Annotated in this window: 22 protein-coding genes; 16 read left to right on the forward strand and 6 right to left on the reverse strand. The window is 51.6% G+C overall.

The features are described from left to right. The 4 genes from H8L47_RS28245 to rpsL form a co-directional block, all read right to left on the reverse strand. On the reverse strand, window positions 1-757 hold a 757-nt coding region (locus tag H8L47_RS28245), incomplete at its 3' end, for an elongation factor Tu (protein WP_186954051.1). A gap of 78 nt (window positions 758-835) precedes the next feature. Continuing rightward, entirely contained in the window at window positions 836-2,941 is a 2,106-nt protein-coding gene (gene fusA, locus H8L47_RS28250) for an elongation factor G (RefSeq protein ID WP_186957170.1), read from the reverse strand. Between the two features lie 128 nt (window positions 2,942-3,069). Then, window positions 3,070-3,540: a 30S ribosomal protein S7 gene (gene rpsG / locus H8L47_RS28255; RefSeq protein WP_186957171.1), complete on the reverse strand. Its 471-nt coding sequence runs from the start codon at window positions 3,538-3,540 to the stop codon at window positions 3,070-3,072. A gap of 145 nt (window positions 3,541-3,685) precedes the next feature. After that, window positions 3,686-4,069, reverse strand: coding sequence for a 30S ribosomal protein S12 (gene rpsL / locus H8L47_RS28260; protein WP_110258019.1), 384 nt, complete (start codon window positions 4,067-4,069; stop codon window positions 3,686-3,688). Window positions 4,070-4,589: 520 nt separating this feature from the next. Here rpsL and H8L47_RS28265 point away from each other — a divergent pair. The 11 genes from H8L47_RS28265 to H8L47_RS28315 all read left to right on the forward strand — a co-directional run bounded on the left by H8L47_RS28265 (window position 4,590) and on the right by H8L47_RS28315 (window position 15,033). Continuing rightward, window positions 4,590-6,467 (forward strand): phosphoethanolamine transferase, encoded by a 1,878-nt coding sequence (locus H8L47_RS28265; RefSeq protein WP_186957172.1) that lies wholly within the window; start codon window positions 4,590-4,592, stop codon window positions 6,465-6,467. A gap of 85 nt (window positions 6,468-6,552) precedes the next feature. Further along, window positions 6,553-7,677: an MlaE family ABC transporter permease gene (locus tag H8L47_RS28270; protein ID WP_186957173.1), complete on the forward strand. Its 1,125-nt coding sequence runs from the start codon at window positions 6,553-6,555 to the stop codon at window positions 7,675-7,677. Next, window positions 7,677-8,468, forward strand: coding sequence for an ABC transporter ATP-binding protein (locus H8L47_RS28275; protein ID WP_186957174.1), 792 nt, complete (start codon window positions 7,677-7,679; stop codon window positions 8,466-8,468). The genes H8L47_RS28270 and H8L47_RS28275 overlap by 1 nt, the downstream gene beginning before the upstream one ends. Window positions 8,469-8,471: 3 nt before the next feature. Next, on the forward strand, window positions 8,472-9,413 hold the full coding sequence (locus H8L47_RS28280) for an MlaD family protein (RefSeq protein ID WP_186957175.1): 942 nt from the start codon (window positions 8,472-8,474) through the stop codon (window positions 9,411-9,413). A 10-nt stretch (window positions 9,414-9,423) separates the two neighbouring features. Next, complete coding sequence (locus H8L47_RS28285) at window positions 9,424-10,059, forward strand: ABC-type transport auxiliary lipoprotein family protein (RefSeq protein ID WP_186957176.1); 636 nt, start codon at window positions 9,424-9,426, stop codon at window positions 10,057-10,059. An 18-nt stretch (window positions 10,060-10,077) separates the two neighbouring features. Next, window positions 10,078-11,271: a VanZ family protein gene (locus tag H8L47_RS28290; protein ID WP_186957177.1), complete on the forward strand. Its 1,194-nt coding sequence runs from the start codon at window positions 10,078-10,080 to the stop codon at window positions 11,269-11,271. 87 nt (window positions 11,272-11,358) lie between these two features. Next, window positions 11,359-11,676 carry a (2Fe-2S) ferredoxin domain-containing protein gene (locus H8L47_RS28295; protein WP_186957178.1) on the forward strand — a complete coding sequence of 106 codons (318 nt, stop codon included), beginning with the start codon at window positions 11,359-11,361 and terminating at the stop codon, window positions 11,674-11,676. A gap of 5 nt (window positions 11,677-11,681) precedes the next feature. Further along, window positions 11,682-12,320 carry an alpha/beta hydrolase gene (locus H8L47_RS28300; RefSeq protein WP_186957179.1) on the forward strand — a complete coding sequence of 213 codons (639 nt, stop codon included), beginning with the start codon at window positions 11,682-11,684 and terminating at the stop codon, window positions 12,318-12,320. A 112-nt stretch (window positions 12,321-12,432) separates the two neighbouring features. Beyond that, the gene (locus tag H8L47_RS28305) at window positions 12,433-13,581 is read left to right on the forward strand and encodes a D-alanyl-D-alanine carboxypeptidase family protein (RefSeq protein WP_186957180.1); all 1,149 of its coding nucleotides are present in this window, start codon (window positions 12,433-12,435) and stop codon (window positions 13,579-13,581) included. Between the two features lie 138 nt (window positions 13,582-13,719). After that, window positions 13,720-14,565 carry a D-amino acid aminotransferase gene (locus tag H8L47_RS28310; RefSeq protein ID WP_186957181.1) on the forward strand — a complete coding sequence of 282 codons (846 nt, stop codon included), beginning with the start codon at window positions 13,720-13,722 and terminating at the stop codon, window positions 14,563-14,565. Window positions 14,566-14,757: 192 nt separating this feature from the next. Then, a complete protein-coding gene (locus H8L47_RS28315; RefSeq protein ID WP_186957188.1) occupies window positions 14,758-15,033 on the forward strand; it encodes an HP0495 family protein in 276 nt (91 codons plus the stop codon). Between the two features lie 41 nt (window positions 15,034-15,074). Here the strand turns inward: H8L47_RS28315 and gcvA are convergent, their stop codons facing one another. Next, window positions 15,075-15,992: a transcriptional regulator GcvA gene (gene gcvA, locus H8L47_RS28320; protein ID WP_186957182.1), complete on the reverse strand. Its 918-nt coding sequence runs from the start codon at window positions 15,990-15,992 to the stop codon at window positions 15,075-15,077. Between the two features lie 181 nt (window positions 15,993-16,173). Between gcvA and H8L47_RS28325 the strand changes: the two genes are divergently transcribed. The 5 genes from H8L47_RS28325 (at window position 16,174) to lipA (ending at window position 19,952) form a co-directional block, all read left to right on the forward strand. Next, window positions 16,174-16,491: a DUF2917 domain-containing protein gene (locus H8L47_RS28325; protein WP_186957183.1), complete on the forward strand. Its 318-nt coding sequence runs from the start codon at window positions 16,174-16,176 to the stop codon at window positions 16,489-16,491. A 26-nt stretch (window positions 16,492-16,517) separates the two neighbouring features. After that, window positions 16,518-17,072, forward strand: coding sequence for a cysteine hydrolase family protein (locus H8L47_RS28330; protein ID WP_186957184.1), 555 nt, complete (start codon window positions 16,518-16,520; stop codon window positions 17,070-17,072). Window positions 17,073-17,118: 46 nt separating this feature from the next. Continuing rightward, window positions 17,119-18,054 carry a PhzF family phenazine biosynthesis protein gene (locus H8L47_RS28335; protein ID WP_230413949.1) on the forward strand — a complete coding sequence of 312 codons (936 nt, stop codon included), beginning with the start codon at window positions 17,119-17,121 and terminating at the stop codon, window positions 18,052-18,054. Between the two features lie 226 nt (window positions 18,055-18,280). After that, complete coding sequence (lipB, locus tag H8L47_RS28340) at window positions 18,281-18,946, forward strand: lipoyl(octanoyl) transferase LipB (protein ID WP_186957185.1); 666 nt, start codon at window positions 18,281-18,283, stop codon at window positions 18,944-18,946. Between the two features lie 22 nt (window positions 18,947-18,968). Next, on the forward strand, window positions 18,969-19,952 hold the full coding sequence (lipA, locus tag H8L47_RS28345) for a lipoyl synthase (RefSeq protein WP_186957186.1): 984 nt from the start codon (window positions 18,969-18,971) through the stop codon (window positions 19,950-19,952). A 69-nt stretch (window positions 19,953-20,021) separates the two neighbouring features. Here the strand turns inward: lipA and H8L47_RS28350 are convergent, their stop codons facing one another. Beyond that, window positions 20,022-20,417, reverse strand: a complete 396-nt coding sequence (locus tag H8L47_RS28350; RefSeq protein ID WP_186957187.1) for a hypothetical protein — start codon at window positions 20,415-20,417, stop codon at window positions 20,022-20,024. Window positions 20,418-20,519 lie beyond the last annotated feature (102 nt).

Genomic DNA, 20,519 nt, shown 5'->3' on the forward strand with positions numbered 1-20,519 from the left:
TGTCTTTGATACCAACGATTTCGATCTCTTCGCCAACTTTGACGATACCGCGTTCGATACGGCCAGTAACGACTGTACCGCGACCGGAGATGGAGAATACGTCTTCCACTGGCAACAGGAAGGCGCCGTCAACAGCACGTTCTGGTGTTGGGATGTAGGAATCCAAAGCGTCAGCCAGTTTCATGATGGCTTCTTCGCCCAGAGGACCTTTGTCGCCTTCGAGGGCCAGTTTAGCGGAACCTTGAATGATTGGCAGGTCGTCGCCTGGGAATTCGTATTTGGACAACAATTCACGAACTTCCATTTCAACCAGTTCCAGCAACTCAGCGTCATCCACCATGTCGCATTTGTTCAGGAATACGATGATGTATGGAACGCCAACTTGACGTGCCAACAGGATGTGTTCGCGAGTTTGTGGCATTGGGCCGTCTGCTGCGGAGCAAACCAGAATCGCGCCGTCCATCTGCGCGGCACCAGTAATCATGTTTTTAACATAATCAGCATGGCCTGGGCAGTCAACGTGGGCGTAGTGACGACCAGCTGTTTCGTACTCTACGTGGGCTGTATTAATAGTAATACCGCGCGCTTTTTCTTCTGGTGCTGCATCGATCTGGTCGTATGCTTTAGCTTCGCCGCCGAATTTCTTCGACAGGACTGTTGCAATCGCTGCTGTCAGTGTGGTTTTGCCGTGATCAACGTGACCAATTGTGCCAACGTTTACGTGCGGCTTGGTGCGCTCGAACTTACCTTTTGCCATTTTATTCTTCCTTCAAAAAGAACGATTTATCAACAATAGAAAACCTACCCCGGCATGGGGCAGGCCTTTGATTCTTTATTACTTAGCTTTGGATGTGACGATAGCGTCAATCACGTTCTTAGGTGCTTCAGAGTAGTGCTTGAATTCCATGGAATACGTTGCACGACCTTGTGTAGCGGAACGCAGGGATGTGGAATAACCAAACATCTCGGACAAAGGCACTTCAGCTTTGATGATCTTGCCACCGCCGCCAGCGATTTCGTCCATGCCTTGAACCATACCACGACGTGAAGACAGATCACCCATGACTGTACCAGCGTAGTCTTCTGGTGTTTCTACTTCAACAGCCATCATTGGCTCCAGGATAACTGGACTTGCTTTACGGCAACCGTCTTTGAACGCCATCGAACCAGCCATACGGAAGGCGTTTTCGTTGGAGTCAACGTCATGGTAGGAACCGAAGAACAGTGTAACTTTAACGTCAACAACTGGGTAGCCAGCCAATACACCGGAAGTCAGTGTTTCGCGAACACCTTTTTCAACTGCAGGGATGTATTCGCGTGGAACTGTACCGCCTTTGATCGCGTCAACGAATTCAAAGCCCTTACCTGGTTCTTGCGGTTCGATCTTCAGAACAACGTGACCGTACTGACCACGACCACCGGATTGCTTAACGAATTTACCTTCGATTTCTTCGCAAGTTTTGCGGATAGTTTCGCGGTAAGCAACTTGTGGTTTACCTACTGTGGCTTCAACGTTGAATTCACGCTTCATACGGTCAACGATAATATCCAGATGCAACTCGCCCATACCGGCGATAATTGTTTGACCAGATTCTTCGTCAGTACGTACGCGGAAAGATGGATCTTCAGCGGCCAGACGGTTCAATGCCAGACCCATTTTTTCCTGGTCGGCCTTGGTTTTTGGCTCTACTGCCTGAGAAATAACTGGCTCTGGGAATATCATGCGTTCCAGAACAACAATTGCTTTTTCATCACACAGCGTATCACCAGTCGTTGTATCTTTCAGACCAACCACCGCAGCGATATCACCCGCCATCATTTCTTTGATTTCTTCACGTTGGTTCGCATGCATTTGAACCAGACGGCCGATACGTTCTTTTTTCTCTTTAACAGAGTTGTAAACGCTGTCGCCAGAATTCAAAGTACCGGAGTAGCAACGGATAAAGCACAATTGACCAACGAATGGATCAGTTGCGATTTTGAATGCCAATGCAGAGAATTTCTCTGTATCTTCCGCTTTACGGACAACTGGTTCGTCATCTTCGTTCACGCCAGGAACTGGTGGGATGTCCAATGGAGATGGCAGGTATTCAACAACCGCATCCAACATCGCCTGAACGCCCTTGTTCTTAAATGCAGTACCGCACATCATAGGAACGATTTCAGAAGCGATAGTACGTTGACGCAAGGCAGCTTTGATTTCTTCTTCAGTCAAATCACCTTCTTCAAGGTATTTGTTCATCAGATCTTCACTGGCTTCTGCAGCTGCTTCAACCATGTTTTCACGCCATTTTTGTGCGTCAGCCAACAGGTTTTCAGGGATATCACGGTATTCAAATTTCATACCTTGAGATGCTGCATCCCAAATGATCGCTTTCATCTTGACCAGATCGATAACGCCTTCGAACAGGTCTTCAGCACCGATAGGCACTTGCAGAGGAACTGGGTTGGCTTTCAAACGTGCACGCATTTGATCGTACACTTTGAAGAAGTTCGCGCCAGTACGGTCCATCTTGTTGACGAACGCCAAACGTGGAACTTTGTACTTGTTAGCCTGACGCCATACAGTTTCAGACTGAGGTTGAACGCCACCTACTGCACAGTAAACCATGCAAGCGCCATCCAGAACACGCATGGAACGCTCAACTTCAATAGTGAAGTCAACGTGGCCTGGTGTATCGATGATGTTGATGTGATGTTCTGGGAAGTTGTTCGCCATGCCCTTCCAGAAGCATGTCGTCGCCGCAGAAGTAATGGTAATACCACGTTCCTGCTCTTGCTCCATCCAGTCCATGGTAGCCGCGCCATCATGCACTTCACCAATTTTGTGGTTTACACCTGTGTAAAACAGGACGCGCTCTGTCGTTGTTGTTTTACCGGCATCAATGTGAGCAGAAATACCGATATTGCGGTAGCGCTCAATGGGGGTCTTACGGGCCATAGCTAATCCTAAATCTTTTAATGGACAAAACCGAGCGCATTTTTTTACAAAAATCGCGCCCGGCCTGATTCAAAATACTTGCCAGAGCCGTTGCACTAAAGACATACAACAGCTCCTTACTCTTACTCTTAGAAGCGGAAGTGAGAGAAGGCCTTGTTGGCTTCAGCCATACGATGGACTTCATCACGTTTCTTCATTGCGCCGCCGCGACCTTCTGCGGCTTCCAGCAATTCACCACCCAAACGTTGTGGCATGGATTTTTCGCTACGCTTGTTAGCGGCTTCACGCAACCAACGCATAGACAAAGCCAGACGACGAACTGGGCGCACTTCTACAGGCACCTGGTAGTTCGCGCCACCAACACGGCGGGACTTAACCTCGACCAGTGGCTTGGCGTTGCTGATTGCCAGCGCAAACACTTCCAAAGGATCTTTACCAGATTTTTGTTGGATGTGATCGAATGCACCGTAGATGATGCCTTCAGCAACAGACTTCTTGCCGGACAACATCAACACGTTTACAAATTTTGCTACTTCTACATTACCGAATTTTGGATCCGGCAGTACGTCCCGTTTCGGGACCTCACGACGACGTGGCATTTCAATTCCTTTCAATCTTCAGTTGAGCACAAAGCAACATTTTACTCCACGCTCGCGACAGGCCATCATAACCGGTCACTTACTCGGCTCATTTCCAAACCGACACTGATCCGTAATAGCTTACGGAGATTAAATTACGAGATAATTACTTCTTAACTGCCTTAGCACGCTTAGCACCATATTTGGAGCGAGCTTGCTTACGGTCTTTAACGCCTTGAGTATCCAAAGCACCGCGAACCATATGGTAACGAACACCAGGCAAATCCTTTACACGACCACCGCGCAGCAACACTACGCTATGTTCTTGCAAGTTATGGCCTTCACCGCCAATGTACGAAATAACTTCGAAACCATTAGTCAGGCGAACTTTGGCAACTTTACGCAAAGCCGAGTTAGGCTTTTTTGGAGTTGTCGTATAAACGCGGGTGCAAACGCCACGTTTTTGCGGGCTGTTTTCCAGCGCCGGCGATTTGCTTTTTACACGTGCAGAAACACGTGGTTGGCGAATCAGTTGATTGATGGTTGGCATCGTTTTTAATCCAACAAAATACAACGTTAAACACAAACCCGGAAACGGTTGCCCGGGAACTTAAAATCATTTTTCAGCCTGAATCCTCAGACCAACCCGACTTGACCACCTGCTTTTGCCTGCTTTTTAAGCATTGCCTACCTGATAAAACCGGGCAAAACATGAATAGCAAATGCAAACCCAAAATCGAGAACTCGCAATTTTATGTCGCTTCGCACAAGCATGTCAACGCTTTTTATTTCAACAATTCAAGTGCTTAGCTTAATTTGCAAGGCTGGGAGCAGCCTTTCAGGGTAGGGAATTTCGGCAAAAAATCAAGGTTTACCAGACTGCAAGGCACTCGAATGAAGTGCATGAAAAGCAAAATATGCTTAAATCCCAATTTAGATCTGCTCAAACAAAGTAAATCATTTACTATTTACGCCCTTAAACGCCAGCTTAATGCAAGACTGGGTCATCTCTATGGCAAACCAGGCTGCGCGCAGCCTGGACACCAATCACGTTGCACTACCCAAACATAATGCCTGCCCTGTTTCGCCCTGCCTCACTGTATCTTTTAACCAGTTACCTGCTGATTTCCAGTCTGCCGTTTTTCCCATTACTGCAAGGCCAGCCTGTGGAAAAACCCTTTCACCTGCTGGCATTAGGCCTGGTGACCTGGCTGGGCTTTTGGGCATTGCTACAAAGACCACGCTGGTTTCATTACTTGCTGCTACCGGCATTCTTTGCTGTGCCTGTTGAGGTCTACCTGCGCCTGTATTTTGGGCAAGGTATATCAACCCACCATCTGGGCATCATGCTGGAAACCAGCCCCAAGGAGGCGATGGAATTCCTCGGCAACAAAGTCTGGTTGCTGCTCTTGCTGGTGATAGGCGTCACTACCTGGTGGTGGAGCTTGCTGCGCGTTGCCAAAGCCCATAGTCACTGGCACTGGACTCACCGTTCACGCTGGCTGGTGTTACTGGTCATTGCACTGAGTCTACTCTGCTGGGCATATGGTGAAGAGATAGGCGTCACCCCGGCACCTGCCAGTAGCAGTGTATCCGCCGTATCCGCGGTAGATAACGACACAGAGGCATCTGCCAGTGCCGCAGCTTCTGCATCCAGCTCAGGCAACGCCTCAGCAGATATCCTGACACAATGGTGGTCCAGCCTGAAGAAGCATTTGCCAGCTTTGCCTTCTTGGGCCAAGATTCCTTACGATGAAGAGACTTATATACGCACCTGGCCGTTTGGCCTGGTCTTGCGTGCCAATGATTTCTGGATTGAACGCGATTATCTGGCCAAGCTATCTGAAAAAAGTCGCGCCTTCCGTTTCCAGGCACATCTGGATGGCAATCCTGAAACGCCACAAACCATTATCATGGTGATTGGTGAGTCTTCGCGGTTTGACCGCTGGAGTCTGAATGGCTATGAACGCGACACCAATCCCCTGCTCAAACAGGAAAGTAATCTGGTCAGCTTCAGCGATGTGGTGACGGCCGTTTCGGCCACCCGCTTGTCGGTGCCCATCATCGTTTCACGCAAACCGGCCGCACAAAGCCTGAAAGCAGGCTTCTCTGAGAAATCATTTTTGACGGCGTTCAAGGAAGCGGGCTTCAAGACTTACTGGTTGTCGAATCAAATGAGCTTTGGCCAGTTTGATACCCCCACCTCAGTCTTCGCCAAAGAAGCCGATGTCACCCAGTTCTTGAATCTGGGTGGTTTCACCAATAGCTCCAATCTTGACCAGGTCTTGCTGGAGCCTATGGCAAATGCCATGCGCGATGCATCGCCCAAGAAACTGATCGTCTTGCATACCCTGGGCAATCACTGGAACTACAGCCACCGTCATCCACAATCTTTTGATAAATGGAAACCGTCACTGTTTGGCGTCGTCAATCCTGCCTATACCGACCTGAAGAACAAGCAAGCCTTAAACAATAGTTACGACAACTCGATTTTGTACACGGACTGGATGTTGTCGGAAGTCATACAAAAATTAAAGGCCAGCTCGCAAATCACTTCGCTATTCTATATATCTGACCACGGGCAAACGCTGTATGACGGCACTTGCAATCTGGCTTTCCATGGCCACAATACCCAATATGAATTCCATATCCCGGCCTTCATGTGGTATTCCGATGCTTATCAAGAGCATTTCCCGGACAAAATAGTCCAGTTGCGCCTGCATCAAAAAGCCAGGTTATCGACAGAAAATGTGTTTCATAGCTTGCTGGACATGGCGAATATCCGCTACCCGGATGAAAAGCTGGAGTGGAGCATACTCAGCAAACAGTTGAAGACCCATACCCGTTATGTCGACAGCTATGGCTGGACCAATTATGACAACGCTACCCTGAAAGGGGATTGCCGCGAAGTCATGGATAAAAAAACTCCTTTAGTACAAGAAAAATAGACAGCGGGTATCAAATACCTATACCTGGTGGATGTTAGGGCGCTTGATTGCAGTAAATGCACTTTCTCACTTACACTTGCGGAATATGCCACATGAGATCGCACCCACCCTGCAATTCACCCACCAACCACAGCCTGCCGTCATCGTTGCAGGTGCCTGGCTGGTGCACGGCCTATCCCGCCCGGCGGTCATGCGTGAGATCAGCACACAGTTGCAGCAGGCAAGAAACCAGCCTGAATTGCACTGGGATTTGACGCAAATCAGCACCCTGGACCACATCGGCGCTCAAATGCTGTGGCGCGCCTGGGGCAAGCAAAGACCTAGTCAGCTCAGCATGCTGCCAGTCCATGAAGGTTTGTTTTCCCGCCTGGAGAAAGTAAGCCGGATTGTGGTGCCACTACCAGCCAAGCCAAGACTGACACGCACCATGCAACTGGGCGCACAAGTATTGGGCCTGTTCAATCACTTGCATAGTTTCACGGCTTTGCTGGGCCAGCTCATGCTGGACCTGGCACGCTTTGTACGGCACCCAATGAAGGCACCGTGGAAGGAATTGTCAGCCAATGTGTATCGCACTGGTGCGCAGGCACTGGGTATCACGGCACTGGTCGGTATCCTGATCGGGGTGGTGCTGTCTTATCTGTCGGCGCAACAGTTACGCACTTTTGGCGGTGATTTATTTATTGTTAACATCCTGGGCATGAGTATCATCCGCGAACTAGGGCCCATGCTGGCGGCCATTCTTGTGGCAGGGCGTTCCGGCTCCGCCATCACGGCACAGCTCGGTGTCATGCGGGTGACTGAAGAGCTCGATGCCATGCGTGTCATGGGCATCCCTCACGGGTACCGCCTGATCATGCCCAAGGTGCTGGCACTGGCCCTGGCCATGCCTCTGCTAGTGATCTGGACCGACATCATGGCCCTCGCTGGCGGCATGATTTCTGCACAAGCCTTGCTGGGCATGTCGCCAGAGTTTTTCATCTATAAATTGCCGGAAGCCGTACCTCTGATCAATTTCTGGATAGGCCTGGCCAAGGGTGCCACCTTTGGAGTTTTGATCGCCCTGATTGCCTGCCACTATGGCTTGCGCATCGAACCCAATACCGAGAGCCTGGGACGTGGCACCACCAATTCTGTGGTGGTTGCGATTACTGTCGTGATCATCGCCGACGCCATATTCGCCATCATCTTCAGCAAGGCAGGCTACTGATGGCAAACGAAAACATTATAGAAATCCGCGACTTGCGCACCCAGTTTGGCCGTGCCGTGGTGCATGACCAACTGGAACTAAGCGTCAGGCGAGGTGAAATTCTCTCCATTGTCGGCGGTTCAGGTTCAGGCAAGACTGTCCTGATGCGACAAATGCTGGGGCTGGAGGTACCGACACGCGGCAGTATCAAGGTTTTTGGTGAAGACTTGCACTCCTCCCAAGCTCTGCATCTGGATTATTTACGCAAACGTTCTGGCATGTTATTCCAGCATGGCGCCCTGTATTCGGCCCTGAGCGTGTTTGACAATGTCGCCCAGCCCATGCGTGAACTGGGCACATTGCCTGAAGATCTGATCACTGACCTGGTCTATCTGAAACTGCATATGGTCGACATTGCCTTTGAACATGCGCGCAAGATGCCGGCAGATTTGTCCGGCGGTATGATCAAGCGGATAGCGTTGGCACGTGCACTCGCGCTGGACCCGGAACTGCTGTTCCTTGACGAACCCACGGCAGGGCTGGACCCGGACCGTTCCGACAGTTTTGTCGAACTGATACTATCCTTGCACCAGCAATTGCGTTTAACTGTCATTATGGTGACGCATGACCTCGACAGCTTGTTTGCGCTATCCAACCGGATCGCCGTGCTGGCGGAAAAACGTGTGGTTATTGTGGGTTCGCCGAGAGAAGTCGTGAATTTCAAACATCCATTTATCGACAGTTTCTTTCTGGGTGGCCGCGGTCAGCGCGCCATGGAAGTGCTGCCACCTCAAACGCATCAGGAAATATAAGTTATGGAAAACAGATCTCATGCGCTCATGGCAGGTTTCTTCACGATCGCTCTGCTGATACTGACGACCGTGCTGGCCATCTGGCTAGGTCGCGACAAGATCAAACGCGTGCCTTATGAAGTGGTGACCAGCACGGCGGTATCTGGCCTGAACTTGCAGGCAGCAGTGCGCTATAAAGGTATCAAGGTGGGGAATGTCACCGATATCGACTTTGATGAAAAAAACCCGGGGCAAATCAATTTGCGACTGGAAATCGTTCCAGATGCACCAGTCACCAGTTCCACCTTTGCTACACTGGGTTATCAAGGTGTCACCGGCATCGCCTTTGTACAACTCGATGATGAAGGCACTTCCAAGCAATTGCTGGTGGCTGACAGTAATACACAAGCATTGCCACGCATCCCCATGCGCCCCGGCATGATGCAAAACCTGGAAAAACGCGGCCAGGCCATCCTGGTGCAGACGGAAGAATTGACCCGCCGCCTGAATACCATGCTCGATCCGACCAACCAGAAATCGGTGATGACTACGATAGACAATTTTGGCAAAGCCGCCGCCGCATGGCAAGCTTTGCCAGGCAAGCTGGAGCCCACTCTGGCGCGCCTGCCTGAACTGGCAGACCAGGCCAAGATGACCATGACCGAAGTACGTACTTTGTCCGGCAATGTTGGCAAGCTCAGCAATAACCTGAATCAATTGACGACCACCCTGCAGGCAGAAGATGGCCCGCTGGCAAGATTCAGTCTGGTGATGGACAATGTTGGCAACAGCCTGACCCTGGACACCCTGCCCAAGGTGCAAAGTGTAGCCGGTGAAGCCAAGGCCAGCCTGCGTTCTTTTGGCCGCCTGTCAGACTCACTCAAGGAAAGGCCGCAAAGCCTTTTATTTGGCAACCCCGTCCCCGCACCCGGTCCGGGCGAGCCTGGCTTTGTCGCTCCCAAGTAAAGGAACTCGCATGATATATCCAGTTTTTTTTAGCCGCCTTAGCAATATTAGAAACACTGGCACGGCTTTATTCTTGTTCATGCTATTGTCAGCCTGCAGCACCACACCGCAAAAACAGCAACTTCAGCAGTATGATTTCGGACCACTTGCTGTCAATGCACAGGTGCAGCCAGGCCCAGCCAAGTTGCAAATCAGCATAGCTGAAATCAGCATTCCCCCGGCGCTCGACAGCAATGCCATGTTATACAGACTACAATATGACAATGTGCAGCAGCTCAAGGCATACTCCCTGCATCGCTGGAGCATGCCACCGGCACAATTGCTGGCCCAAAGATTGAAGGCAGGTCTGGTAGCCCAGGGCGCGGATGTACTGGCAAACACCGACGGAGCTGCGAACTTGCCCATCCTGCGTCTGGAAATCGATGAGTTCTCACAAATTTTCACTACTGCCAATCAAAGCGATGCGCAAATCAGCCTGCGGGCCTCTGTTATTAAGGGACATAAACTGATAGCCCAAAAAAGCTTCCAGCAAAAAGTGGCAGCCAGCACAGCCGATGCACCCGGTGGGGCAAGAGCCATGCGTGAAGCCGCCGATGCTAGCATAGGCAACATACAATCCTGGATTATGAGCCTGCCGTTGAAGTAATTCTGATTGATCAAGTCAATGTCTGAAACCGACCGCATGCAGCCGGATCACAGTACAACGTCATCAGAAGCCCTGCCTGATGAGCCAGCAATACCGCAACTTAGTCCACAACTAAGCAGCTTGCACAGTTCCCCCTTTGCCAGGGTGAGTCTGGTCGCTTATCTGTTTTTGATACTGTATGCAAGCTGGTTCCCGTTTACTGGCTGGCAAACCAATAGCTGGGCAGCGTTGCCAGAACTCATACAACAATGGCCGCGCTACTGGGGTGGCTTTGACGCCATCATCAATGTGGTCGGCTACATACCTTTTGGCATGTTGATGGTGTTCGCGCTTTACCCACTGGTCAGACGCTGGTGGGCGGCATTACTGGCAACACTGGGGGGGGCGATGATTTCGGCGCAGGCCGAGATAGTGCAAAACTTCTTGCCCAGCCGCGTGACTTCTCTATTGGACTTTTTGACCAATACCTCGGGCGCCATGCTGGGCGCGCTGCTGGGAGCCCTGCTGACCCCACTGATACTCGAAAAAGGCCGCCTGCAATTACTGCGCAAGCAATGGACGCATAAAGAATCCAGCCGTGAAATCCTGGTACTGGGCCTGTGGGCCATGGCGCAGATTTATCCACAAGCCTACCTGTTTGGCCTGGGTCAAGTCTTGCCCGAGATTTCTCAAATCCTGAGCGAATTGATGGAAATGGATATCGACATCAGCACCTTCCTGCTGCAAGGCTACGAGCTCAGTGCCGAGGAATATCTGCTATCAGAAACCATTATCACTGCCTGCAGTTGCACCGGAGCTTTACTGATTTGTCTCAGCCTGATGAACCGCCATGCTCCAAAAACTATCTTGTCCGTCTTGTTGCTGGGTGCCGCGCTGACGATCAAGGCACTGGCCAGCGCCTTGTTGTTCAAACCCGAATATGCGTTTGCATGGCTGACTCCGGGTGCGCGTGGTGGCTTGTTGATCAGCTTCATCATGCTATATGGTTTTTCCTTTGCACCATCCCATGTACAAAGGCGGCTAGCCTTGCTGATGCTGAGCATATCGCTGATCGTCATCAACCTGGTTTCGGACAACCCTTACTTTGCGGCCACCATGCAAACCTGGGTACAGGGCAAGTTTTTGAACTTTAACGGGGCGGCACAGTTTCTGTCCTTGCTCTGGCCGTTTCTGGCGATCTGGGCGCTATTACGCAAACCGCATCCGGCGTAAAAATCCCATGACTGCACAATTGCAGTATCATAGCGGGCATCAAACGCCACCAACCGGTGGCGGCATCAACCCCAGGCTGGATATCTTATGTCTGAAGCACTCTATTTTCAAAAACACGTCTTTTTTTGCCTAAACCAGCGCGAAGATGGCCGTCCTTGCTGCGCTGACCGTGGTGCGCAAGCTGCCCAGGAACATGCCAAACGCCGCATCAAACAACTGGACATGAATGGCCAAGGCAAAATCCGTATCAATAAAGCCGGTTGCCTCGACCGCTGTGAAGACGGTCCAGTGCTTGTGGTCTACCCGCAAGGCACCTGGTACACCTTTGTCGATCAATCCGATATTGATGAAATCATTGATGTGGACCTGATAGGCGGCGGTGTCGTCGAACGTCTGAAAGTCTGATCATCATGAATGCGCAGACTGAACATTTTTCACTCCAGGGTGCGGCTGGCAATTTGCAATGCGCACTGGACTTGCCTGATCCTGAAACTCATGCTGCCCCTATCGGCCTGGCGCTGGTAGCCCATCCGCATCCGCTATTTGGCGGCACTATGGACAACAAGGTGGCACAAACCCTGGCACGTACTTTCACGGGCCTGGGTTATGCGGCCGTGCGCATGAATTTCCGTGGTGTGGGCAAGTCAGAAGGCACGCATGACGCCGGCATGGGCGAAACCGACGACATGGAATTATTACTGGCTGCCATGCGGGCACGCTACCCCGATTTGCCACTGGCGTTGGCCGGTTTTTCCTTTGGTACTTTTGTACAAGCCCGTTTGCAACAACGTCTGCAAGAAAACGGCAAGCCTGCAGAGCGCATGGCACTGGTCGGTGCAGCTGCTGGCAAATGGGAGATGCCTGCCATACCCGCGAACACCATATTGATACACGGTGAACTGGATGACACTATCCCTCTGAGTGCCGTGCTGGACTGGCTGCGCCCGCAAGACATACCTGTCACCGTGATACCTGGTGCCGACCATTTTTTCCACCGTCGCCTGCATCATATCAAACAACTCATCACCAGCATGTGGGATAGAGCCTGATGCTGTCGCGACCAGATTCCATGCAGTCCATTTACAGATAAGTTGCAGAGAATGGATTTGCTGAACACACTATTATTCGTTTTTTGTCACCCTTTGTTTTACTAGCTCATCAATGAAAAAATTCCTTGCTTCCATTGCCATCTCGCTGCTGACCATGACAGCTGCTGTAGCGCAAACCCTGCCTGCACCTACTATTGCTTCCAAAGCCTGGCTCTTGCTCGATGCCACCAGTAACCAGGTCATCGCCGCCAAAGAACCCACCATGAGCGTAGAGCCAGCATCGCTGACCAAGATCATGACGGCTTACCTGGTGTTTTCTGCCCTTAAGGACAAAAAACTCAACCTGGAACAAAGCATCAATGTTTCTGTTCGCGCCTGGAAAGTCGATGGCAGTAGCTCGAAAATGTATATCGAGCCCAACAAGCCAGTCACCATCAATGAATTGCTGTATGGCCTGATCGTACAGTCTGGCAATGATGCCGCGATTGCCCTGGCAGAAGCCGTGGCCGGTAGTGAAGAAGCCTTTGTTGTACAAATGAACCGCGAGGCCGAGCGCATGGGCCTCAAATCCACACGCTTTGCCAATCCGCATGGCTTGCCCAGCAAGGATAATTATTCGACAGCCCAGGACTTGTCCAACCTGGCCGCGCGCCTGATCATTGATCATCCTGATTTTTACAAGACTTACTATTCAACCAAGAACTACACCTATAACAAGATCGCCCAGCCTAACCGCAATCGCCTGCTATGGCTGGACCCCAGTGTCGATGGCATGAAAACCGGCCACACGACAGCTGGCGGCTATAGCCTGGTGTCTTCTGCAAATCGTCCGAATGGCACAGGCCAGCGCCGCCTGATCTCGGTCGTCATCGGCACAGAGAGCGACCAGGTCCGCGCTCAAGAAAGCCTGAAATTGCTGAACTGGGGCTACCTGAACTTTGACACTCTGAAGCTGTACGACAAGGGCCAGTCCATTGCCACACCAGAAATCTGGAAAGGCACGCAGGCCCAGATCAAGATAGGTTTTGACCGTGAACTGTATGTGACCCTGCCCAAAGGTGCTGCCGCCAATCTGAAACCGGCGCTGGAACGCAAAGACCCGCTGGTGGCCCCGGTAGCACTGAACAGCAAGGTTGGCACCATGAAGATGATGCTGGATGGCAAAGTTGTCGCAGAAGTCCCGGTGATTGCCCTGGAACAGGTCAACCAGGCCAGCGTTTTTGGCCGCGCCTGGGATTCGATACGTTTGATGTTCAAGTAAATTGCAGGACAACGTCAACTGATGCGCGACCTCAAGTCGCGCATCACTCCTGGCTATGCTTGTATGCGTTATTTGCATAAGCATAGCCGGGATTCTGTGTGAGAATAAGTCCTTTTCCTCACCACTTGCACAGACATCATGAATGATCCCCTGGTATATCTGAATGGCGAAATGACGCCGCTGTCCGAAGCCAAAATCCCGGTACTCGACCGTGGCTTTATTTTTGGCGACGGCATCTATGAAGTCATCCCTGTCTATCAACGCAAGATGTTCCGCGCCGACCAGCATCTGGCGCGCCTGTTCCGCAGCCTGACCTCCATAGGTATTACAAACCCGCATAGCAAAGATGAATGGCTGGCACTGATCGCCAAGGTCATGGATGCCCATGAAGCCGACGACCAGATGGTCTATCTGCAAGTCACCCGTGGCGTGGCCAAGCGCGCCCATGCATTTCCCAAGGATGTCACACCAACTGTTTTCATCATGACCAACCCCATCGTCCTGCCGTCTGCGACTGCACGCGAAAATGGGGTTGCCTGCGTTTCCATGGAAGACAAGCGCTGGCTGCGTTGCGAGATCAAATCGATCTCACTGCTGGGTAATGTACTGGCCGCACAAAATGCAGCAGAAGAAGGTGCCGCCGAGAGCATACAGTTCCGCGACGGCTTTTTGACCGAGGCATCGGCATCGAATGTGTGGATAGTCAAGGACGGCGTCCTGATGGGCCCGCCAAAAGATAACCTGATACTCGAAGGCATACGCTACGGCCTCATAGAAGAGCTGTGCGCTGACAATCAGATAAAACTCTTGGCCCGCCGCATTACACGTGAAGAAGTCTTTGCCGCTGATGAAGTCATGCTCTCGTCAGCCACCAAGGAAGTGTTGGCAGTGGTGAAGCTCGACGATGTGACGATAGGGAATGGCAAACCAGGGGCGGTTTATCATCAGCTGTATGCGGCTTACCAAAAGGCCAAGCAAGCCTGAAGTTAACAACATCACCATTGATATTGACCTGGCAATAAGCAACCAGGAACAGAGCCGTGTCCAGTCGCCAGATCAGGCAGGGCTCTCTATCATGCCTCTGATGTTGACCTGTCGTTCAAAGACTATTGGAAACTCCCCAACAAACCCCATATACTGGACTTGAATGATTTAAATATTGGAATCAGCATGGAAATGAGACCCATCCCCCCCGAAGAAAGTCTGATTGAATACCCCAGTGACTTTCCCATCAAGATCATGGGGCCTATGCATGAAGAATTCACCCAAACCATGGTGGAAGTCGTGACTTCGTTTGACCCGACTTTCCATGCTGGCAAGGTAGAAATGCGCCCATCCAGCAAGGGCACTTATATCTCGGTGACAGTCACTGTATTAGCCACCAGCCGTGAGCAGTTGGATAATCTGTATCGTACCCTGTCATCACACCCTATGGTGAAAGTCGTCTTGTAACAAAAATCGCCTGACTGGCCCGTGCCGGTCAGGCGAGTTGCTCAGGCCAGTGCGCCTGCCATCTTCATTTGCTTTTTTTCTTCGGCTATTTCAGTCAGCAGCCATTCCCTGAATGCCTTGACTTGCGGCTTTGCCAGCGCATCTGGCGGATAGACCAGATAGTAGGCAACTTCACAAGGTATATCGATATTGAACAGGCGATTTAGCAGTCCCGCCTTGATATCAGGCTGTACGATAATATGTCTTCCCAGGGCGATCCCCTGCCCATCGACTGCTGCACGCGCCAGCATGGAGGAATCCTGGAAGACCAGGCCGCCAGTCGGCTCCCCATTATCCAGGCCAGCGGCTCTGAACCACGGTTCCCAGGGCTCACCATCACAACGCAATAATTGCATGCTGGCCAGCTCTGCTGGTGTCTGTGGCAACTGGCCGCCGTGATAATGCGGGCTGGCAACAGGGTAATAGTAATCCCCCATCAATAACTCACTGACCATGCTCGGATAATTGCCAAGGCCAAAGCGTATGCCCACATCGATAGACTCCATATTGTAGTCAGCCAGATGATTACTCGACTGCAGGCTGACTTCCAGGTCGGGGTGATGCTCAATAAACCGCCCCAGGCGCGGCGATAACCAGCGTGCCGCAAATGACGGTAAGGAAGTAATCCCCAGGCGCTTTTGTTTATTGCGCTTCTTGAGTAAATCAGCGGCGTCACCCAGCTCCATCAGGGCTTTTCTGATGGTGGCGGCAAATTGCTCACCATCAGGGGTGATGCTGATGCGCTTGCCATGACGGATAAACAAGGGCACGCCCAGTTCCTCTTCCAGCGCCCGGACCTGATGGCTGATCGCACCATGGGTCAGGTGGATTTCCAACGCCGCCTTGGAAAAATTCTGATGGCGCGCCGCTGCTTCGAAGGCACGCAAGGCAGCTAGATTGGGGAGTCTTCGAAAATCCATCTTTATGAGCTTAGTGTGAATTTATTGTGAATTATTTTAGCAAGGCATTCAAAAATTACTCGTTTTATTTTCTTGTGAGACAAGACTACAATGCTTCTATCGCAGTGCAACAAAATGATTTTCACTCTCTGTTTAGTAGAATGCATTGCCACTTTAGCAGTAAAATACCAGGAGCAAGGAAATGACAAATAATTTCGCAAACCCATCATACATGATCGCCGCTGGTGCCACATTGTCAGGCACAGCCGAACACGCCCGTAAAATTGAAGTGGCATGTGGCCGCGTCTGGTTGACAGTTGCTGGCCAGGTTGATGACTACTGGCTCAGCACTGGCGAATCCATGGTCATACCAGCCAATCAATTCGTCGTCATCGAAGCTGAGAATCAAGCCAGCGTCATCGAATTGTCTGCCGTATCCAGCGTGATCAATGTCAAAACCATGGCTGGCACCAGCTACCTGCAAAAACTGACACGTAAATTGAGCCAGGCATTTGCCTGAACACTAAAAGCAGCACCGGGGCGAATATGGCACAGACTGCATTGATCTTGATTGACGTACAGCAAGGCTTTGATCATCCAAAGTGGGGACAGCGTAATAATCCGGCAGCCGAGCAATATATGGCTGCCCTGCTGCAACACTGGCGTGAGCAAGAGTTGCCTGTTATCCATGTACGCCATCAGTCGCAAGAACCAGATTCGCCTTTGCGTGCCGGGCAAGAAGGTTTTGAATTCAAAGCCCTGGCACGCCCATTGCCAGGTGAAATCATCTTTACGAAAAAAGTGAATAGCGGCTTTATCGGCACCGAGCTCGAAGCCTGGTTGCACGCCAAGGGCATCAAACAACTCGTCATTGCTGGTTTGACAACTGATCATTGCGTCTCAACCACCACCCGCATGGCGGGTAACCTGGGTTTTAGCGTAGAACTGGTGGCCGATGCCTGCGCAACCTTTGACCGGCCTGGTGTCAATGGCGCACTGATACCGGCAGAAGAAATCCACCGCATTCACCTCGCCAGCCTGCACAATGAATTTTGCGTCGTCAGGAATACGTCTGACGTGATTGCTGCGCATACCAAGTAAGGCCTCTAAAAATCCAACTGGTAAGCTGGGGGATTAAACTCCTATAATGTCCGTTCCGACAAGCATAGGAATGGACATGGGCAAGCCGATAGAAGTACATATCGTTCACGCATTTACCCAGCAAAATGAAGGCGGCAACCCGGCAGGCGTTGTGTTGAATGCAGATAGCTACACGGCAGAACAAAAGCTGCAAATTGCCCGCGCCGTAGGTTTATCTGAAACTGCCTTCGTCTCAGACTCAGACTGCGCCAACTACAAGCTGGAATTCTTCACCCCAAACCGCCAGATTGCCCACTGCGGCCATGCCACAGTAGCCACATTCTCACTCTTGCGTGAAATGGGCAAAGTCCACGAAGGCCTGTGCAGCAAGCAAACCATAGACGGCAACCGCGATATCCTCATCAAGGGAGAGCTGGCTTTCATGCAGCAAAGCACGCCGCGCTACCAAACCATTTTTGCCGACGATAGCAACGGCATCGACGACGCCAGCCTGTATGCCCGGATCTTGCAAAGCATGGGCCTGACCGAGCATGACCTGCTGCGCGACCGCCTACCCACCATCGTCAATACCGGCAATGCCTTCCTCGCAATTCCCATCATAGGACGCGAATGCCTGGCAAATATCCAGCCTGACCATGAAGAGATCGGCAACATCAGCGAAGAACTCGACCTCGTCGGCTTCTATCCCTTCACTCTCGATGTGCAAGACACTAGCCAAGCGGCCAGCACCCGCATGTTTGCCCCACGCTACGGCATAGGCGAAGAATCCGCCACCGGCACCGCCGCCGGCCCCCTGGCCTGCCTGCTCTACAGCCAGTACAACATCCCCGGCCCAACTTTGCAGATAGAACAAGGCGTACTTATGGAACCAGCATCCCCCAGCCTTATCAAGGTTGAGCTGGAAATACAAGAAGGACGGATACCCAGCCTTATGGTGGGCGGTCGCGCCAGGGTGGAAAAAACGATGACAGTGCGAATTTAATGAGCGGCATAATCGCCACTCGTAGGTTGGGCTACGGGTTATCAGCCCAACACTCGGTCTCAGCAAACGTATACGTCATTTAAGCGCCGAGTATTGGGCTGATACAGTGCGGCCCGACGAGGCCTGGCCCAACCTACGATATGCCATAAACATATCACTTGTCGATCTAGCATGGCATTTACACAAGCAAAGACCTCACCCCCACAAAATGTTACACTAGCAGCCTATGCAAGCTGCCCTCGCCCCCAACGTCACACCCCGCATCATCCATCGCGGCATTGAGCCCTATCAGCTCACTTTCGACGCCATGCGCGCGTTTACCGATGCCCGCGATGAGCACACGCAAAATGAATTCTGGATCGTTGAACACCCGCCCGTCTACACCCTGGGCCTGGGTGCTGACCAGTCGCATGTACTGGCCGCCCATGACATCCCGGTGGTGCAGACCGACCGTGGCGGCGAAGTCACCTACCACGGCCCCGGCCAGGTTGTGATCTACCTGCTAATAGACTTGCGCCGCAGCCATCCCAAGGCACGATTATTCGCCCGAGAATTCGTCAACAAGATAGAACAGGCAGTTATCAACACCCTGGCAGCGTATAATCTCGCTGGTGAACGCAAGGAAGGCGCGCCCGGCATCTATGTCAGCGACGGCCAGTGGCAAGGCGCCAAGGTCGCTGCCTTGGGCTTGAAAGTGCGCGGCAACGGCTGCACCTATCATGGCGTATCACTGAATGTAGATATGGATTTGACACCGTTTTCCTGGATTAACCCCTGCGGCTACGCTGGACTTGCCACCGTGGACATGAAAACCCTGGGCGTGACCGTGCCGCTAGCCCAAGTCCAGAATGCACTCGCACAGAATTTGCAAGATCTTTTGACTGCCCCCTGATTCTTCGACATCGCTTCATACCATGACAACCGAAAACACACCCGTCGCCACCACCGCTTACGATCCTACCGAGAAACAAAAAGGGGCAAGCAAGACTGCGCGCATCCCTATCAAGATCGTGCCGATGGAAAGATTGCCCAAGCCAGACTGGATACGTGTCAAGGCTGGTTCGCCGACCACCCGCTTTTATGAAATCAAAGACATCCTGCGCGCCAACAAACTGGTGACCGTCTGCGAAGAAGCTTCATGTCCAAATATCGGCGAATGCTTTGGCAAAGGCACGGCCACCTTCATGATCATGGGAGACAAATGCACCCGCCGCTGCCCCTTCTGCGACGTCGGCCATGGCCGCCCTGATCCTCTTGATGTCGATGAACCAGCCAACCTGGCAAAAACCATCGCCGCGCTGAAGCTCAGCTACGTCGTCATCACCTCTGTTGACCGCGACGACTTGCGCGACGGCGGCGCTGCCCACTTTGCCGAATGCATTACCAGAGTGCGCGAACTGTCACCCATGACACGCATAGAAATCCTGACACCAGATTTCCGTGGCCGCATGGACCGCGCGCTGGAAATTCTCAACATGGCACCACCAGACGTCATGAACCACAACCTCGAAACCGCCCCGCGCCTGTACAAGGAAGCACGCCCCGGTTCTGACTATGAATATTCCCTGAACCTGCTGAAACGCTTCAAGGAGCAACACCCCAACACCCCAACCAAATCCGGCATCATGGTTGGCCTGGGTGAAACCGACGAAGAAGTCCTGCAAGTCATGCGCGACATGCGCGCCCACAATGTCGACATGCTGACCATAGGCCAGTACCTGGCACCGAGCGGCCACCACTTGCCAGTACGCCGCTATGTCCACCCCGATGTCTTCAAGATGTATGAAGAAGAAGCCTACAAAATGGGCTTCGCCCATGCCGCCGTTGGCGCGATGGTCAGGTCTAGCTACCATGCAGATCAGCAGGCGCATGGCGTGGGAACGGATATAAAAGTGTAAGAATAGAAGTGCAAAAAAACGGCTCATTATTTTTTTAAAATAATGAGCCGATTTTATGTATTCACGTAATTACTTCTCCGGCAATTTTTGACCCACATTAAACTCACAAACTGCGGCTACATGTTTAGCCAGCATCTCACGTGGTACTTGCAGATGCCAATGTTGCGCCGACAATATTGGTATGTAAGCACATCGCAGCTGATACCAAGCCGTTTTTTCGATTGACTCAACCTCACTCAGCGGAACTTCCATAAGTTCGAGAAATTCTTTTGAGTGCTCAGGTATTTCTGCCAAAGCTTCGCCTACCCCATGTTCGTGCAGGTCTCCAGGTGACGCTACTAACAAGTCAAAACCAATATCACTACTCCACATATTCAGAGTTGTACTTGGTAAGTCTGGAATTATTTTTTCTTTTATAAATTGGTAGGCATCTTCTACTTTCGCGAGTTCAAATAAGAAGTGCAACAGAAGCTAAATTGGTTTGAATGGGAAGATGCGGTAGCATCCGAACTTCCAGACCTCCAAGTCAAAGTTGCCCGAAATGACATACACACATCTTACCCAAGA

Origin of the sequence: Undibacterium umbellatum (assembly GCF_014284125.1) — a bacterium.
In the GTDB taxonomy this organism is placed as follows: Bacteria; Pseudomonadota; Gammaproteobacteria; order Burkholderiales; family Burkholderiaceae_D; genus Undibacterium; species Undibacterium umbellatum.

Bases quoted from the DNA above. Each gene is read 5' to 3' on its own strand.
- fusA (WP_186957170.1), bottom strand. From the start codon at position 2,941: ATGGCCCGTAAGACCCCCATTGAGCGCTACCGCAATATCGGTATTTCT.
- rpsG (WP_186957171.1), bottom strand. From the start codon at position 3,540: ATGCCACGTCGTCGTGAGGTCCCGAAACGGGACGTACTGCCGGATCCA.
- rpsL (WP_110258019.1), bottom strand. From the start codon at position 4,069: ATGCCAACCATCAATCAACTGATTCGCCAACCACGTGTTTCTGCACGT.
- H8L47_RS28265 (WP_186957172.1), top strand. From the start codon at position 4,590: ATGCCTGCCCTGTTTCGCCCTGCCTCACTGTATCTTTTAACCAGTTAC.
- H8L47_RS28270 (WP_186957173.1), top strand. From the start codon at position 6,553: ATGCCACATGAGATCGCACCCACCCTGCAATTCACCCACCAACCACAG.
- H8L47_RS28275 (WP_186957174.1), top strand. From the start codon at position 7,677: ATGGCAAACGAAAACATTATAGAAATCCGCGACTTGCGCACCCAGTTT.
- H8L47_RS28280 (WP_186957175.1), top strand. From the start codon at position 8,472: ATGGAAAACAGATCTCATGCGCTCATGGCAGGTTTCTTCACGATCGCT.
- H8L47_RS28285 (WP_186957176.1), top strand. From the start codon at position 9,424: ATGATATATCCAGTTTTTTTTAGCCGCCTTAGCAATATTAGAAACACT.
- H8L47_RS28290 (WP_186957177.1), top strand. From the start codon at position 10,078: ATGTCTGAAACCGACCGCATGCAGCCGGATCACAGTACAACGTCATCA.
- H8L47_RS28295 (WP_186957178.1), top strand. From the start codon at position 11,359: ATGTCTGAAGCACTCTATTTTCAAAAACACGTCTTTTTTTGCCTAAAC.
- H8L47_RS28300 (WP_186957179.1), top strand. From the start codon at position 11,682: ATGAATGCGCAGACTGAACATTTTTCACTCCAGGGTGCGGCTGGCAAT.
- H8L47_RS28305 (WP_186957180.1), top strand. From the start codon at position 12,433: ATGAAAAAATTCCTTGCTTCCATTGCCATCTCGCTGCTGACCATGACA.
- H8L47_RS28310 (WP_186957181.1), top strand. From the start codon at position 13,720: ATGAATGATCCCCTGGTATATCTGAATGGCGAAATGACGCCGCTGTCC.
- H8L47_RS28315 (WP_186957188.1), top strand. From the start codon at position 14,758: ATGAGACCCATCCCCCCCGAAGAAAGTCTGATTGAATACCCCAGTGAC.
- gcvA (WP_186957182.1), bottom strand. From the start codon at position 15,992: ATGGATTTTCGAAGACTCCCCAATCTAGCTGCCTTGCGTGCCTTCGAA.
- H8L47_RS28325 (WP_186957183.1), top strand. From the start codon at position 16,174: ATGACAAATAATTTCGCAAACCCATCATACATGATCGCCGCTGGTGCC.
- H8L47_RS28330 (WP_186957184.1), top strand. From the start codon at position 16,518: ATGGCACAGACTGCATTGATCTTGATTGACGTACAGCAAGGCTTTGAT.
- H8L47_RS28335 (WP_230413949.1), top strand. From the start codon at position 17,119: ATGTCCGTTCCGACAAGCATAGGAATGGACATGGGCAAGCCGATAGAA.
- lipB (WP_186957185.1), top strand. From the start codon at position 18,281: ATGCAAGCTGCCCTCGCCCCCAACGTCACACCCCGCATCATCCATCGC.
- lipA (WP_186957186.1), top strand. From the start codon at position 18,969: ATGACAACCGAAAACACACCCGTCGCCACCACCGCTTACGATCCTACC.